A 15,973-nucleotide genomic window follows, 5' to 3' on the forward strand; every position below is an offset into this window, starting at 1 on the left:
TCCGCGCCCGCCAAGGCACGGTCACTGCCCGAGCCGCCAGGCGAGGGCGGTGGGCCGGGACTTCAATAAACACGGCCGGGACTTCATGAACACTGCCTAGAGCGGTCAGCCGGCCGGCTCCAACCGGACGACGATCGACTTCGAGGTCGGGGTGTTGCTGACGGCGGCGGTGCTGTCGAGCGGGACCAGCACGTTGGTCTCCGGGAAGTAGGCCGCCGCGCAGCCCCGCGCCGTCGGGTAGCCGACGACGCGGAAGGAGGGGGCGCGCCGCTCGGTGCCGTCCGTCCACTCCGAGACCAGGTCGACGACCGCGCCGTCGGCGATCCCGAGCGCCTCCAGGTCGGCGGGGTTGACGAACACGACGCGGCGGCCCGCCTTGATGCCCCGGTAGCGGTCGTCCAGCCCGTAGATCGTGGTGTTGTACTGGTCGTGGCTGCGGACGGTCTGGAGCAGCAGCCGCCCCTCCGGCACCCGCAGCACCTCCAGCTCGTTCACGGTCAGGTTGGCCTTGCCGGTCGCGGTGGGGAAGCGGCGCTCGTCGCGGGGCGCGTGCGGGAGCGTGAACCCGTCCTTCCCCCGGATGCGCTCGTTGTAGCGGTCGAACCCGGGCACGACCCGCGAGACGCGGTCGCGGATCACGTCGTAGTCGCGCTCCATCTCCGCCCAGCCGAGGTCGGGGCCGGACAGCGTGGCGCGGGCGAGGCGGCACACGATCGCGACCTCCGACAGCAGGTGCGGGGAGGCCGGGGCGAGCCGCCCGCGCGAGGCGTGCACCATGCCCATCGAGTCCTCGACCGAGACGAACTGCGGCCCCGAGTCCTGGACGTCGCGCTCGGTGCGGCCGAGCGTCGGCAGGATCAGCGCCTGCGTCCCGGTCACCGCGTGCGACCGGTTGAGCTTGGTGGACACCTGCGCGGTCAGGCGGCAGCCGCGCAGCGCCGCCTCGGTGACCGCCGAGTCCGGGGTGGCGCGGACGAAGTTGCCGCCCATCCCGAGGAACACCTTCGCGGTGCCGTCGCGCATGGCGCGGATCGCGTCCACGGTGTCGAGGCCGTGCTCGCGCGGCGGCTCGAACCCGAACTCCTTGGCGAGGGCGTCCAGGAAGGCGGGCGCGGGCTTCTCGTAGATGCCCATCGTCCGGTCGCCCTGCACGTTGGAGTGCCCGCGGACGGGGCAGACGCCCGCGCCGGGGCGCCCGATGTTGCCGCGCAGCAGCAGGAAGTTGACGACCTCGCGGATCGTCGGCACCGAGTTGCGGTGCTGGGTCAGGCCCATCGCCCAGCACACGACGATCTTCTTCGCGGCCAGCACGTCGCCGAGCGTCGCGGCGATCTCGCCGCGGGACAGGCCGGTCGCCTCCAGCACCGCGTCCCAGTCCAGGCCGAGGACGTGGTCGCGGAACGCCTCGAAGCCGTGCGCGTGGGCGGTGAGGAACTCCTCGTCGATCGCGTCGGGCGCGTCCGACTCCAGCAGCAGCCGGTTGAGCGCCTGGAACAGGGCGAGGTCGCCGTTCAGCCGGATCTGGAGGAACCGGTCGGCGAGGCCCGTGCCCTTCCCGACGAGCCCCGACGCGCGCTGCGGGTTCTTGAACCGCATCAGCCCGGCCTCGGGCAGGGGGTTCACCGCGACGATCCGCGCGCCGTCCTTCTTGGCGCGTTCCAGAGCCGACAGCATCCGGGGGTGGTTGGTGCCCGGGTTCTGGCCGACGACGAAGATCAGGTCGGCCTGGTGCAGGTCCTCCAGCAGCACCGAGCCCTTGCCGATGCCGATCGTCTCGACCAGCGCCGACCCCGACGACTCGTGGCACATGTTGCTGCAATCGGGGAGGTTGTTCGTGCCGAACGCGCGGGCGAAGAGCTGGTAGGCGAACGCGGCCTCGTTGCTCGTCCGGCCCGAGGTGTAGAAGAGCGCCTCGTCGGGGGAGTCGAGGCCGTTTAGCTCGGACGCGAGGAGCTCGAACGCCTCGTCCCACGACACCGGCTCGTAGTGCTCGGACCCGGCGCGCAGGATCATCGGCTCGGTCAGCCGGCCCTGCTGCCCCAGCCAGTGGTCGGAGCGCTCGGCCAGCTCGGCGACCGTGTGCCGGGCGAAGAACTCCCGGGTCACCCGCCGGGTCGTCGCCTCCTCCGCGACGGCCTTCGCGCCGTTCTCGCAGAACTCGGCGAGGTGCCGGTGGTCGCCCTCGGGCCACGCGCAGCCGGGGCAGTCGAACCCGGGCTTCTGGTTGACCCGGACCAGCGTCAGCGCCGTCCGGCGCACGCCCATCTGGTCGTAGGCCTGGCGCAGCGCCGCCGTGACGCCCGGTACGCCCGCCGCCCAGGTCTTCGGCTCCGACACCTCCGTGCCGGCGATGTCGTCGGCGGGATCGACGTCGCCCGCGGGCGCCTTGCGGCTCATCCTTCTCACGTCCTCGGGTCGGGGGCAGGGGTGGCTGCCCCTTACTCTCGCACGACCCACTGCGCTGGTCACCGCCCGGTTCCGCTGGACGGACGCTACTGGGGCGGCCCGTCGGTGAGATGGAGCACGGCGGACTGCCGGACGCCCTGCGCCGTCGTCCACTCGAGCAGGACGTCGTCGCCCGGGTGGTGGGCCAGCATCAGGTCGGTGAGCGCGGTGGCCGACTCCACCCGCCGCCCGGCCAGCGCGACGATCGTCACGCCCACCGGGACCCCGGCGGCGTCGGCGGGCGTGCCGGGGACGACCTCGGCGACCAGGGCCCCGAGCTCCGCGCCCGTCCCCCGGACCTTGACGCCGAGCAGCGCGGTCGGGCCGATGTGGACGGTCGCGGACGCCTGCCCCCGCTGGATCTGCCGGGCGATCTCCAGCGCGCGCCCGGCGGGGATCGCGTAGCCGCGGTGCGCGCCCTTCTGCTTCAGCTCGGCGCCGCCCGCGGCGGCGGTGTTGACGCCGATCACGGCGCCCCGGGTGTCCAGCAGCGGGCCGCCGGAGTCGCCCGGCCGGATCGGGGCGCTGGTCTCGATCAGGCCGGTGAGCCGCTCGGAGGTGCCGTCGCTCTCGTCCCTGGCGGTCACCGACTGGCCGAGCGAGGTGACGAGGCCGGTCACGACCGTGGGGGTCCCGCCCTTGCCGCCCGCGTTGCCGACGGCGGTGACCGGGTCGCCGACCCGCACCCGGGACGCGTCGCCGAACACGGCCGGCTGGAGCCCGGCCGCGCCGTCCAGCCGGATCACCGCGATATCGCCCGCCTTGTCGTAGCCGACGACCCGCGCGGTGTAGGTGCGGTGGTTGTCGGTGTCGGTGCCCTTGATCGCCGTGGCGCCCTGGATCACGTGGTTGTTGGTGAGCACGAACCCGGAGGGGTCCAGGACGAGGCCGGTCCCGGCGGCGCTGGTGCTGTTCAGGCCCTGCTCGGTGTCGATGTTGACGACGCCGGGGCGGCGGCCGCTCGGCGCCGCGTGCCGGGTGGAGGTGGCCGCGACCGGCGGGGTCGCCTCCGGGTCGTCCGCCGCGCGGCAGGCGGGCGCGAGCAGCGCCGTCAGCGCGGCCAGCAGCGCCAGCGCCGCCGCGCGGACGCCGCGCCGCTGCGGGATCTCGCTCACCGCGCCTCCCCTCGGGCTTTCCTCCAATGATTCCCGATCTCGGGTGTTTAGTCCCTAAGGCCGGAAGAGAGGCGCTCTGACCTGCGCAATCACCGGCGCCGGGGGGCCAGGCGCGTGATCGCGAACGCGGCCAGCGCCAGCGCGGCGATCGTCAGCGCCATCGGCAGCGCGGTCCCTGGGCCCCCGATCCCGGCGAGCGGCGCGGCGGCGCCGCCGATCGCGAACTGGGTCAGCCCGAGCAGCGCCGACGCGCTCCCGGCGACCCGGGGCGGCCGGTCGGCGAGTGCGAGCGCGGTCGCGTTCGGCATGATCAGGCCCTCCCCGGCGGCGACCAGGAACAGCGCGGGCAGCACGCCGGGCAGGCCCGCCCCGGCGAGCACCGCGACCGGCAGCCCCACGCCGCCGACCGCGACGACCGTCAGCCCGGCGGCCAGCAGCCGCTCCAGCCTGACCCGCCCGGCCAGCCACCCGCTGAGCTGGCCGACCGCGACGATGCCGAGCGAGTTGGCGCCGAACACGAGGCTGAAGCCCTGCGGCGACAGGTGGTAGATGTCCTGGAGGACGAACGGGGAGCCCGAGATGTAGGTGAACAGCGCGCCGAACGCCAGCGCGACCGACAGGCCGTAGGCGACGAACGTCCGGTCGGCGGCGAGCGCACGGAACGTCGTCAGCGTGGCGCGGGCCCCGCCGGTCTCGCGGCGCTCCGGCGGCAGCGTCTCGCGCAGCCCGAGCAGCGCGGCCAGGAACAGCGCGACGCCCGTCCCGGCGAGGACGGCGAACACCCCCGGCCACGGCACGACCCGCAGCAGCTGCCCGCCGAGGACGGGCGCGAGGATCGGCGCGGTCCCGTTGACCAGCATCAGCAGCGAGAAGAACTTCGCCGCCGCGACGCCGTCGTACAGGTCCTGGACGATGGCGCGGCCGATCACGATCCCGGCGGCGCCCGCCGCGCCCTGGACGAGCCGGAGCGCGATGAACGTCTCCACGTTCGGAACCATCACGCACAGTAGCGACGCGATCGCGTACAGGGCGAGCCCGACCAGCAGCGGGCGGCGGCGGCCGAGCGCGTCGCTCAGCGGTCCCGCGATGATCTGCCCGGCGGCGAGGCCGACCACGCACGCGGTCAGCGTGAGCTGCGCCTGCATGGCGCCGGTGGACAGGTCGGAGGCGAGCCGGGGCAGCGCCGGGAGGTACATGTCGATCGACAGCGGCGCGACGGCGGTCAGCGCGCCGAGCACGAGGATCAGCATGAGCCGCCGGTCGGGCGCGGCGCGCGCCGGGGACACGGATCCGGAGGGCGTGGCCGTCTGGGTCATGGGGGTCTCCGTGGGAAGCGGCCGGGGCGGGAGGGGTCTCCGAGAAGGTCTAACGAGATGACCGTACGTTATCTGCCACGTCAGGAAGTGGCGTCCGTCACACCACTGTCCGTCACGATCGTTAGTAGGGGAACCGCTCCGCGGCCGCGAGCAGCGCGCCGGCCACGGCGGCGACGGTCAGCGCCGACACCCCGGCCAGCACGGCCCAGCGCCCGACCTGGTAGCCGACCGGGACGCGGCCGTCCGCGCGGCCCCGCACCGGCCAGGGCGCGCGCGGCGGCGCCGTCCCCGGCACGCCGCCCTCCTCGGCACCGGACGCGGTGGCCGGGCCCTCGACGTTCGCCGCGGGCGGGACCAGCCCCGTCAGCCAGCCGAGCAGGTCGGCGACCTCGGCGGGCGCGGTCGCGAGGCCCGAGCCGAGGTAGCGGACCTCGCCCGCGACCTGGTCGAGGGTGCGGACGGTGTTGCCGAGCCCGACCCGGCCGAGCCAGCCGCGCAGGTCGGGATCGTCGCGCAGGCCGCGGCCGATCTCGGTGCGGGCGAGCAGGTCGATCTTGGTGACGACGACCGCGACGCGCTTCTGCCGCCCCTGGCCCGGACGCGACCGCAGCTCGTTCAGCACCCGCTGGAGCGTGTCGGCCGGGTCCTCCTCCGAGGAGGCCGCGCCCGCCTCGACCAGGCGCCGCTCGTCGGCCGTCAGCGCCCGCCTGACCTGCGGGAGCGCGAACGGGTCCAGCACGAACAGCAGCGCCTCGCCGTGGTCGAGGTAGCGCAGCGACTCCACCTCGGTCGCGCCCGTGTAGTGCTCGCCCGCCGGGTCGAACAGGTACAGGATGCGGCGCGCGCGGCCCGGCAGCTCCACGTCCACCATCGTGGCGAGCGGCAGCTCCGGGCCCGTCTTCGCCGGCCGCCCACCGCGCTGGAACTCCTCGATGGCGCCCGCGTACGCCTGGGCGTGCCGCCGCTCCACGAACGACAGCCGCCCGTCGACGGCGTGCGCGTGCGCGTGCAGCGCCCGGATGCCGAGCACCATGAACGTGGTCTTGCCCGCCGCCGGGCCGCCGACGAACGGCAGCGGCTCCACCCGGACCCGCCCGATCCGCTCGGGCAGCCGCCCGCCGCAGTGCGGGCAGTACGCCGCCAGCCGGAACCGCCCGAGCGGGACCGTCGTCGGCAGCCGCGCGCCGCAGCGGCACACGTGCCGGAACGCGCCGCCCGCGCCGGGCGTCAGGCCCCGGTGCCGGGCGCCGCATCCCGGGCACGCGTACTCGGGCAGCCCGATCCGCTCGTAACAGAACGGGTGCGGGCAGGTTTGCAGGATCCGCCCGTAGGCCATGAACACCCGCTCGACCGCCGCGAGCACGAGCACGCAGCCGAGCCACGCCGCGAGCCCGACCGCCGCGACCAGCCCGTACAGGACGGTCAGCGCCAGCACGAACACCCCGGCGGGGACGGCGGCGGTCGCGATCCCCGCGCACAGCGCCAGCCAGATCGGGAACGCGAAGTACCCCCAGAGCCCGCCGAGCAGCAGCGTCCTGGTGAGCCGCACGACGATCGCGGACGCGGTCGTCCACACCCGGGGCACGACGGTCCGGGTGATCGCCCACCAGTCCCGCCACACCTGGCCCAGCAGGTAGTGCCGGTAGGCGACCGGCGGCGGCTCGACCGGCGAGGGGCCCGCCAGCGTGGACGGCGCGAGCGTCCGGCAGGCGTGCAGGTAGTACAGGCCGAGCGCGGCGGCCCCGGCGACGACCAGCGTCGCGGGGAACAGCACGGGGAACACGACGATGAACCCGACGTACATGGCGCCGAGCCACACCGCGATCAGCAGCAGGACGAGCAGGGGGTGCACGTTTCATCGCCCCCTGGCTTCGGCGAGGAGGTCCTTCAGCGCCTCGCGCAGCCGGGGCTCGCCGGACAGGTGCGCGTCGAGCTGCCGCGCCGCGAGCCACCGCCCGGCCGCCGCGCGCGCCCACGTCTCCAGCGCGGGCTCGGTCACGCCGCGCGTCCGCAGCCGCAGCACGACCTCGACCAGGTCGTTGCGCTGGCCGATCTCGGCGCCGCGCAGCGGGGCGCGTCCCGCGCGGGCGCGGGCGGGCAGTTCCGCCGTCCAGCACCCGCCGAGCCGCGCCCGGACGGGCGTGGACGCGGCCGCCAGCAGCCCGGCCCGGAACCGCGGCGGCCTCCGGCACAGCACCCGCGCGGCGGCGTCGAAGGCCGCGTCGGCGAGGGCCGGGTCGGCGCCCGACCCCGCCAGTTCCTCCAGGGCCCGCGCGGCGTCCCGGGGCTGCTCGGCGGTGACCGCGTCGGCGTGCGCCCGGACGGCCTCCGCGTCGCGCGCGGCCCGCCCGTCCGGCAGGACGGCCCGCACCCGCGCCGCGAGCCGCAGCGTCATCGCGTCCGCGAACGTCTCGCCCTGCCGCGCGAACGCCCGCGAGGGCAGCTCGGCCAGCGCCGGGTGCCCGGCCGTCTCGGCGGGGTGGGCCTCCAGCAGCTCGACGCACTCCAGCGCCGACGGCGGCTCCGTCCACACCCCGGCCAGCGCCGCCCCGACCCCCTCGACTCCGTCGGACTCCTCGGCGAGGCGCAGCAGCTCGCCGGTGACCGCGACGCGGCTCGCCGGGCGCCGCCGTCCCACCGACGCCAGCACCGCCACCGCGACGTCCGGGAACCCGTGCAGCCGCTCGACCCGGGCGTACAGCAGGTCGCAGGCGGCCGGGTCGACGTCCCGGTGCCCGTTCTCAGCGAGCCCGGCGACGACGCCGTCCAGCAGCGCGTCCCGGACCTCCGCCGGGCACGCCGCGTGGACGGCGGGCAGCCCGGCCGCGCCCGGCCGGGCCAGCGCCGCCCGCGTCGCCGCGACCGCCAGCGCGGCCGTGTGCTCCGGCGCGGCCCCGGCCCGCCGGTGCACGGCCAGCGCCAGCTCCAGCCCCATGGACGCGACGCCGGGCGCCAGCTCCCGCCACACCCAGTCCGGGAGCGCGTCCCACCGGGACACCAGGCCCGCCGCCGCCCGCTCCTCCTCCGCCGTCACGGTGGCGTCGCCCCGGCACAGCGCGAGCAGCACGGCCGCGCCGTCGAGCGTGGCGGTGTCCAGGCGGGCCAGTTCGGCGAGGGCGTCCAGACCGGCGAAGTCGGCGCCGCGCCAGCAGGCCGCGACCGTCCGGGCGAACCGCGACGGGCCGGGCGAGGCCTTCGAGGAAGTGCCCTCGCCGAGGTCGACGGCGAAGGCATGCGAGGTGCGGTGCCGGACGGCGGCCCACACGCCCGGCGTCGTGCCGACGAGGCGCTGCGCGGCGCCCTCCGGGTCGGCGGTGTAGGTGACGAACGACAGCCGCGCCGCCGCCGCGACCGGCAGCGAGTAGGAGACGACCGCGATCCACCGGGCGACGACCTCCACGTCGCGCGCGACCAGCACGACGCGCCCGTGGCCCCGCGCGAGCACGGAGGCGACCGCGTCGACCAGCCCGGCCAAGGTCACGTACGGGTCATTGAGGCTGTTCCGGGGGGTGTGGGGGGTCGTCCCCCCACAAGAGTCCGAGCCGGACGCGGCGAGCCAGGCGGCGAGCGCCTCGGGGTCGAGGGCGGCGCCGGGGGTCAGCTCGTCCAGCTCGTCCAGCGCGGGGCTCTCGGCCGGGCCGTGCGTCCACAGCGGCGCGCGCCACAGCTCGGCGGGGCGCAGCCCCTCCAGCTCGCAGGGCTCGGCCACGACCGCGTGGGCGAAGAAGTTGCCGTAGCGGCCGGAGTAGTCGCGGCCCAGGTAGCGGCTGCGCAGCAGCAGCGGACGGCCGCCGACGGTGTCGTAGAGCAGCGAGACCGGGAACTCCTCCAGCTCGGCCTCGTCCGGCGAGAGCGGCGCGTCCGGCGGCGGACGGTAGGACAGGTACGGCGTCACCCCCGCCCGCACCCCGTCGGGCAGGCCGGGCGTCTCGGCGACGAACTGGAACCCCGCCCGGCCGGTGGGGCCGCGCCGGGCCGAGGTGTAGTGCAGCTGCCAGGCCACCGTCAGGACCCTCCGGGGCGGACTCCGTCGAGCATCCCGAACCGGTACAGCAGCCACAGCAGCGGGTCCTCGGCGCGGTGCGGCCGGACGCCGCCCGCGCCCACCCGTCCCGCCTCGGGGATCCCGCCGAGCGCCGACAGCCCGAACAGCGCGTGCTCGGCGTACTGCTGCCCGAGATAGGTGTCGAGCTGCCCGGCCGACCAGTCGTGCAGCAGCGCGCGGACCTGCGCGTCCACCGCCTCCCTGTCGTCGAGGTCGAGGACGCCCGAGCCCGCGCGGGTGCGGTGCAGCGCCGACTGCCGCAGCAGCGCCGGCCGCAGCGCGTCGATCTTGGTGAGCGCGACCGCGACCGGGACCGGGAGCGGCTCGCCCGGCCGGGCCCCGTGCCGCTGCCGGAGCGTCTCGGTGACCCGCGCGATGACGTTGAGCGGCTCGCTGTCCGGGTCCTCGCCCGCGCCGCGCGGGATCGGGACGTCGGCCAGGCCCGTCCGCGCGCCGGGCAGCTCCAGCGGGTCGACGAGGAAGATGACCGCGTCCGCCGCCTCCAGGTAGCGCAGGTGCAGGTCGGTGGCCTCGCGGCTGCGCAGGTCCTCGCCCGCCGTGTCGAACAGCACCAGCGCCAGCGACTCGTTGCGCGGCCGCGCGAACCGGCCCCTGCGGGTGCGGGTGAGGAGGTAGACGAGCGGCTCGCGGGGGCCCGTCGCCGCGCTCGCCGTCGTCGGCAGCAGCCTCCGCTCCTCCAGCAGCGGGCGGGCGAAGTCGCGCTTGTACCGCTCGATCGTCCGGTCGTCGCAGGCCACGAGGGAGGCGTCCAACTCGGTGCCGACCCGGTTCATCAGCTCGTGCAGCAGGACGGCGATGTAGGTGCTCTTGCCCGCGTTCTTCGCGCCGACGAGCGCGACGATCCGGCCGGGGGAGTCGCAGTAGGCGGCCGGGAGCGGGTTGTGGCACTCGGGGCAGGCGCGGTTCCCGGTGGGCCGGCCGCAGGCGGGGCAGTCGGCGCGGCCGCCGCGTCCGGGCGCGGTGAACACCGGGGGCAGCGACGCCCCGGCGGTCGAGCCGGTGTAGGCCGCGAGCCGCTCGTCCAGGACGGGCGCGCAGCCGAGCGCCCGCCCGGCCCGTCCCCGGCACCGGAACAGCACCCGCTGCGGCGGCACCGACGCGAAGCAGTACGGGCAGGTGATCTCCGGCCTGGACGCGGCGCCCGGCAGCCCGGCCCGGGCCAGCCCCACGCGGGGCAGCCGGGCGCGCGCGAGCGGCCTGGTCATCGCGCGACCTGGAGCGTGCGGACGGGCGGGTCGCTCAGCTCGACGACCGCGTCGTCGGCGAAGCAGCGCAGCCAGTACGGGCCGGACGCCTCCGGGGCGGGCAGCGACAGCTCGCCGGGCACGGGCACCTGCTCCCACGCGCCGAGCTCCTCGCCGTCGGCCGCGCGGTGCGGCATCACCGCCCCGGCGCGCAGCACCAGCGCCAGCCGCGCCACCCGCAGCGGGCGCGGCCCGCTCAGCCGGATCGTCAGCGACCGCCGCCACGGCGGGCCCGAGCGCCGGAGGTCGTAGCGGACGACCGTCCGCGCGTCCACCCGCGCGGCGACCGCCGGGCCGACCACCCGGGAGCCGCCGACGGTCCCGGCCGCCGCGACCGACACCTCCACCGGCGCGTCCTCGGGCACGGGCAGCCGGATCCCGCCCTGCGTGTCGTAGGAGGCGCGCGTCACGACCGCGCGGTCCCCTTCGCCGGGCTCCGCCCCGGCGCGGTGGACGATCCCGACGCCGACCTCGACCTCCGCGACGTCCGGCGGCCAGTCGAACCCGACGTGGACGTGGTCGCCGCGCCGCTCGGCGACCAGCCGGCGCGGCGGCGGCAGGTTCACGTGCCGGTGGCAGGCGCCGATCGCGGCGGTGCCCTCGGCCACCGTCACCGCGAGCAGCCAGCCGCCCGACCTCGGCCGCACCTCCAGCCCGCCGGCCACGGGCGCGCACGCCAGCCGCCGTGTCGCGCGCCTGACCTCCTCCACCGGTATCAGGGCGCTGCGCGGCCACGGCGGCGGCGCGTCCGCCAGCACCAGCTCGACCCGGCCGTGCGCGGGCGGGTCGAACGCCACCCGCAGCAGCCCCGGGTCGGACGCGTCGGGCACGGCCTCCAGCTCGTACACCGGCCCGGGCGGCGCGCTCGGCGTCACCGACGCCCGCACCCCCGGCGTCATGACCTCGCGTCCGGCGGCGTCCAGGTAGACGGCGCTGACCAGGTAGTGGTGGGTGCGGCCGTTGGGGACGTGCTCGCGGAACCCGTCCCGCCCGCCCGGGACGGCCCGCCCCTCGCGGACCACGACGACCCGCGCCGCCTCCGCCGGGCACCGCCACCGGCCCGTCACCTGGCCGTCGCCCGCCAGCAGCTCGACCTCGCCCGGCTCGGGGCGCACGACCACCGGGCCCGCCACCACGGGCGGCGCCGCCGCCTCGCCGCGCACCGCGAGGACCCCGTAGTACAGCGGGACGTTCACCGGCGGCGCCGCGTCGCGCGGCCCGGTGAGCGGCTCCCCGTCCCGCGCGTCGCGGGGCGCCCGCCCCGCCCGCCGGACGACCTGGTAGCCCACCTCGCCCGCCGTGGACGGCGACGGCTCCCACGACACCCGCACGGCCGCGCCGTCCACGTCCGCGCGCGCGGACGGGACCGGGAGCGGCGGCAGCCGCCGCTGGTGCTCCGCCGCGCCGGGCAGGTCGCCGACGAGCCGCAGCGCGTCGGCGAGCAGCCGCCAGGCGCGGTCGGCGTCGGGCTCGGCGATCGCGGTCTCGCGCAGCCGCAGCGCCGTGTCGAGGCGGTGCCGGGCCTCGGCGGCCAGGACCTCCGCCTCGTCGTCGGCGGCGTCGCCCTCGGGGACGCGGGCGTCGGCCAGCTCCGCGGCCGCGAACACCTCGCCCGCGTCCAGCAGGGCGCGCAGCCGCCCCGCGAGGCCGCCGCCCCGGCCCGTCTCGCGGAGCACGGCGAACACCAGCCGCCGCGCGTCCTCCTCCTCGACGCCGAGGCCGGCGGTGGCGTACCGGAGCAGCGCGGCCTCGGACGGCCGCTGCCGCTGCCGCTCCCGCAGCCGGTCGGCCACGTCGTACAGGACGAGGTCGTGCAGCGCCGCACCCGACCGCAGCGCCGCGAGGACGGTGCCCGCGTGCGTGGTGCTGGTGTCGCGGCTGCGGCGCGCCCACTCGGCGCCCGCCGCCGCGACCGCGTCCTGGTCGAGGCGCAGCCCCGGCGGGGCGGCGAAACCGTCCAGGACCCGGATCGGGCCCGCCAGCCGCTCCCCGAACAGGAAGTCGGGCAGGTGCCGCTTGCCGAGGACGTCCAGCGACTCCCGCACCTTCCGGTACGCGGGGTAGGGCGCGGCGGACGGCAGCGCGTCGGGCTCGCGGACCGCGATGCCCGCGACGCGTGCCGCCTCCTCCAGCTCGGCGCGCGGCACCCCGGCGGTCCGGGCGATGGCCTCGACCTCGGCGGGGGCGACCATCCGCAGCGTCCCGGCGGCGTCGGCGAGGCGGGCGCGGGCCTCGCCGCCGCGCCGCTCGTCGCGCCCGGCCGCGCCGCGCAGCCGGTCGGCGAGCGGGCGCGGGTCGCCGCGCTCGGCGGCGGCGAACAGCGGCGCCAGCTCCCGGTGCTCGGCCTCCAGCCGGTCGATGAGCCTGCGGTACTTCAGCTGCCCGCGCGACCGCCGCCAGCACTGCCGCACCTCCCGGACCCGCGCGGCGACCGCCGCCGCCACCAGCGGCTCGGCGAGCGCGTACCGGGCCCGCAGGTCGTCGGGGGGCCGGTCGCCGGCCTCCCGCGCGGGCTCCAGCACCTCGCGCCGGTAACGCTCGTCGAAGGGCTCGTCGAAGCGCTCGTCGGTGGGCTCGTGGTCGAACGGCACGGGTGCCCCCTCAGCTCACCCGCACCTGGGAGAGGGCCTTCCGGGAGCGCTCGACCTCCTCCTCCGACATGCCGCCGACGTCCACCTTCAGCTCCAGCCGCTCGCCGGTCTCCTTCTCCACAGCCGTGACGTTCAGCAGGCCCGAGGCGTCCAGCGCGAACGTCACCCCGATCGGCCAGCCCGCCTTCTTGCCCGGCGGGACGCGGATCTCCCCGGTCGCGATCTCGGTGTTGTCGACCAGCTCCACCGACTCGACGCTGCCCGCCTGCTCCATCACGCGGATGTCGGCGGACGCCTGGTCGTCGTAGACGGTGAAGAAGTCCTCGGTCTTGGCGGCGGGCAGCTCCTCGTTGGCGTGCACGAGGTGCGCGACGTGCTCGGCGCCGCTGTCGCGGTCGACGACCACGATCCCGAACGCGTGCGAGGCGACCGTCCGGATCCGCCGCCCCTCGATCTGCTCGCGCTGCTCGGCCGACAGCCCCGCCCGGCTCGCCATCTCCTCGGCGCGCTCGGCGGAGCCCTCCCGGACGAGCCGCCGGTAGGTCTCCTCGAACGCGTACAGCGCGGCGCCCTTGGCGACGGCGAGGTCGGGGTCCTGGAGGCGCGGGGCGAGGCCGAGCTCGGTCTCCAGCCGCGCCGCGACCACCGGCATCTTGGTCGAGCCGCCCACGAGGACGAGGTCGTCGTAGTCGTCCACGCCCTTGTCGGCGGCGGTCGCGAGGGTCCGGCCGGTGATCTCGACGGTGCGGTCCAGCAGGTCCTTGGTCAGCTCCTCCAGCTTCTCGCGGCTCACCTCGACCGCCGCGACCCGCCCGCCGTGCATCACCCGGACCGTGTGCGAGGTGCGGGTGGTGAGCGCCTTCTTGGCGTCCTCGGCGTCCCGGCGGAGCTGCTGCTCGGTCGCCTTGTCGTCGAGCGGGTCGCCGGCGTCCGGGTGCTCGGCGCGGAACCGCTCGGCGAGGTACTCCACGACCCGCGCGTCCCAGTCGGCGCCGCCGAGCTCGTGGTCGCCGTCGGTGCACACGACCTCGATGTGGCCGCCGCGCAGGGCGATGACCGTCGTGTCGAACGTCCCGCCGCCGAGGTCGTAGACGAGGATCGTCCGGTCCGCGTCGGGGTTGAGCACGCCGTAGGTGATCGCGGCGGCGATCGGCTCGGACACGATGTCGATGACGTTCAGCCCGGCGATCCGCCCGGCCTTGCGCGTCGCGTCCCGCTCGGCCGCGCCGAAGTAGGCCGGGACGGTGATGACGACGTCGCGGGTCTCCTCGCCGGTCGAGGTCCGCGCGTCGGTGGCGAGCTTCAGCAGGATGAACGCCGACAGCTCCTCGGGCGCGAAGTCGATCCCGTGCAGGGGGCGGGTCACGTCCCGGCCCATGTCGCGTTTGATCAGACTGACGACGTTGTCGGGCTCCAGCACGGCGGTGTCCTTCGCGGCGGCGCCGACGACGACGTTGTCGCCGCTCTCGAAGTACACCACCGACGGCGTGGTGTCGGTGCCCTCCAGGTTGCGCAGCACCGCCGGCCGCCCCACCTCGTCGATGGAGGCGATGCACGAGTACGTGGTTCCGAGGTCGATCCCGTAGACAGCCATGTCCCTCTCACCTAATCGGTGCCGAGTCCGGTGTTGCGTTCGGTGCTCATCGTCGCGCCGCGCCCCGCCGCGCGGGGGCGACTTGACCCGGTCTTGTTCGGCTCGGTCATGTCGCGTCCGGTCCTGACGGGTGCGGTGGCGCCGGGCGTGGCGCCTGACGCTGCGCCTGACGGTGCGCCGGGCGCCGCGCTCGACGGTGCGCCGGGCGTGGCGGGGTCGAGCCTGCCGACGCACACCGCCGCCTTGCGCAGGATCGCGCCCTCCCGCTCGAACCCGTCGGACTGGACGGTCACCACCGTGCCGTCTCGGGCGGGCTCGGCGACGGAGGTGACCGCCACCGGCCGGTGCCGGGACGGGTCGTAGGGGGCGCCGGGCTCGACGGTGTACCGCTCCACGCCGAGGCGGGCGAGCGCGTCGGCGACGTCGTCGGCGACCGCCGCCAGCAGCTGCGCGGTCCGCGCGGGGTCGGGAGGGTCCTCGCTCTCGGAGAGCCGCCGCGACTCGCGGCGCGCCTGGTCGTGCAGCCGGTACAGCGCGGCGCGGGCCGGCTCCAGCATCGCCTCCAGCTCGCCGCGGCGGAGCCGCTGGTTCTCCTCGTGCAGCCGGTCGATGACGGCCTCCCGGTGCGCGGCGCGCTCGTGCTCGCGGTCGAGCCGGGCCGACAGTTGCGCCGACAGCGCGGCGAGCGCCTCCGCGACCTCGGCCCCGGAGCCGTCGTTGACCGGGCGTTCCCCGTCCGTCGACACGTGCAGTTACCTTAATCGTGAGGTGGCGTGCGGCGATAGATCCGCGGTTGACCTTCACCGGACTCTAGTTCGACCCGGCCCCGCCGATCCAGCACCGGATTCTCCGTGCCGGAACACATGGGTAACACCACTGAAACGCGTCTCGCGGACCCTGGAGGGTCCCGGCTACTGGAGGTGGCGATGTTGCTACGGATTCGTGTACGCCTGCCGGACCGTCCCGGCTCGCTCGGACGGGTCGCTCGCACGCTCGGCGCGGCGGGCGCCGACGTGGCGCAGATGGCCGTGCTCGAACGCGGCGACGGCCGCGCGCTGGACGACTTCACGGTCGGCTGGCCCGCGGGCGCCGCGCCCGGCCCGCTCCACGACGGCCTGGCCTCGGTGCCGGGCGTGGAGGTGCTCGGCATCTGGCCGACCGGCGAGCCGTGCGGCGCGTTCCCCGACGCCGCCGTGATCGGGCAGGTCGCGGCCGTCCCGGAGCGCGGCGCGGAGATCCTCGCCGACGCCGTCCCGGCCATCCTGAGCGCCGGCTGGGCAGGCCTCGCGGAGGTCGGCGCGGACGGCGCGGCGGCGCTCGTGTACGCGAGCGTCGGCGGGGCCGCCCCGGCGGAGCTGCCCGCCCTGGCTCCGGTGCGGCCGCGCTCGTTCACCGCGCCGGACGGCGCGCACTTCGCGCTGTGCCCGCTGTCGGGAGGCCCGCTGTCGACGAGCGCGGTGATACTGGTGGTGTCGCGGACGGGCGCGCCGCCGTTCCACCGGACGGAGGTGCTGCGCCTGGAGCAGCTCGCGGGCGCGGCGGGCGCGGTGCTGTCCGCCGGGCTGCCGCTCGCGCCCTAGCGGCCGGACGGGAGGGGAGTTC

The 15,973-nt window shown here is 76.4% G+C and carries 10 protein-coding genes; 1 reads left to right on the forward strand and 9 read right to left on the reverse strand.

Features of this window, described 5'->3' with window-relative positions; all coding sequences use genetic code 11:
* Nucleotides 1-105 precede the first annotated feature (105 nt).
* The 9 genes from K2F47_RS22585 to grpE all read right to left on the reverse strand — a co-directional run bounded on the left by K2F47_RS22585 (nt 106) and on the right by grpE (nt 15,117).
* The gene (locus tag K2F47_RS22585; RefSeq protein ID WP_242906864.1) at nt 106-2,397 is read right to left on the reverse strand and encodes an FdhF/YdeP family oxidoreductase; all 2,292 of its coding nucleotides are present in this window, start codon (nt 2,395-2,397) and stop codon (nt 106-108) included.
* Nucleotides 2,398-2,492: 95 nt separating this feature from the next.
* Nucleotides 2,493-3,560, reverse strand: a complete 1,068-nt coding sequence (locus K2F47_RS22590; protein WP_242906865.1) for a S1C family serine protease — start codon at nt 3,558-3,560, stop codon at nt 2,493-2,495.
* An 89-nt stretch (nt 3,561-3,649) separates the two neighbouring features.
* A complete protein-coding gene (locus K2F47_RS22595; RefSeq protein WP_242906866.1) occupies nt 3,650-4,876 on the reverse strand; it encodes a multidrug effflux MFS transporter in 1,227 nt (408 codons plus the stop codon).
* A 121-nt stretch (nt 4,877-4,997) separates the two neighbouring features.
* Entirely contained in the window at nt 4,998-6,728 is a 1,731-nt protein-coding gene (locus K2F47_RS22600; RefSeq protein WP_242906867.1) for a TRAFAC clade GTPase domain-containing protein, read from the reverse strand.
* A 3-nt stretch (nt 6,729-6,731) separates the two neighbouring features.
* Entirely contained in the window at nt 6,732-8,879 is a 2,148-nt protein-coding gene (locus K2F47_RS22605; protein ID WP_242906868.1) for a GAP1-N2 domain-containing protein, read from the reverse strand.
* 2 nt (nt 8,880-8,881) lie between these two features.
* Nucleotides 8,882-10,147: a TRAFAC clade GTPase domain-containing protein gene (locus K2F47_RS22610; RefSeq protein ID WP_242906869.1), complete on the reverse strand. Its 1,266-nt coding sequence runs from the start codon at nt 10,145-10,147 to the stop codon at nt 8,882-8,884.
* Nucleotides 10,144-12,777 (reverse strand): SaeA-related protein, encoded by a 2,634-nt coding sequence (locus K2F47_RS22615; RefSeq protein ID WP_242906870.1) that lies wholly within the window; start codon nt 12,775-12,777, stop codon nt 10,144-10,146. Before K2F47_RS22615 ends, K2F47_RS22610 begins: the two co-directional genes overlap by 4 nt.
* Nucleotides 12,778-12,787: 10 nt before the next feature.
* Nucleotides 12,788-14,371 (reverse strand): Hsp70 family protein, encoded by a 1,584-nt coding sequence (locus K2F47_RS22620; RefSeq protein ID WP_242906871.1) that lies wholly within the window; start codon nt 14,369-14,371, stop codon nt 12,788-12,790.
* An 11-nt stretch (nt 14,372-14,382) separates the two neighbouring features.
* The gene (gene grpE, locus K2F47_RS22625; protein WP_242906872.1) at nt 14,383-15,117 is read right to left on the reverse strand and encodes a nucleotide exchange factor GrpE; all 735 of its coding nucleotides are present in this window, start codon (nt 15,115-15,117) and stop codon (nt 14,383-14,385) included.
* A gap of 180 nt (nt 15,118-15,297) precedes the next feature.
* Here grpE and K2F47_RS22630 point away from each other — a divergent pair, with 180 nt between their 5' ends.
* Complete coding sequence (locus K2F47_RS22630; protein ID WP_242906874.1) at nt 15,298-15,951, forward strand: ACT domain-containing protein; 654 nt, start codon at nt 15,298-15,300, stop codon at nt 15,949-15,951.
* Nucleotides 15,952-15,973 lie beyond the last annotated feature (22 nt).

It is taken from the genome of Actinomadura terrae, from assembly GCF_022751215.1.
In the GTDB taxonomy this organism is placed as follows: Bacteria; Actinomycetota; Actinomycetes; order Streptosporangiales; family Streptosporangiaceae; genus Spirillospora; species Spirillospora terrae.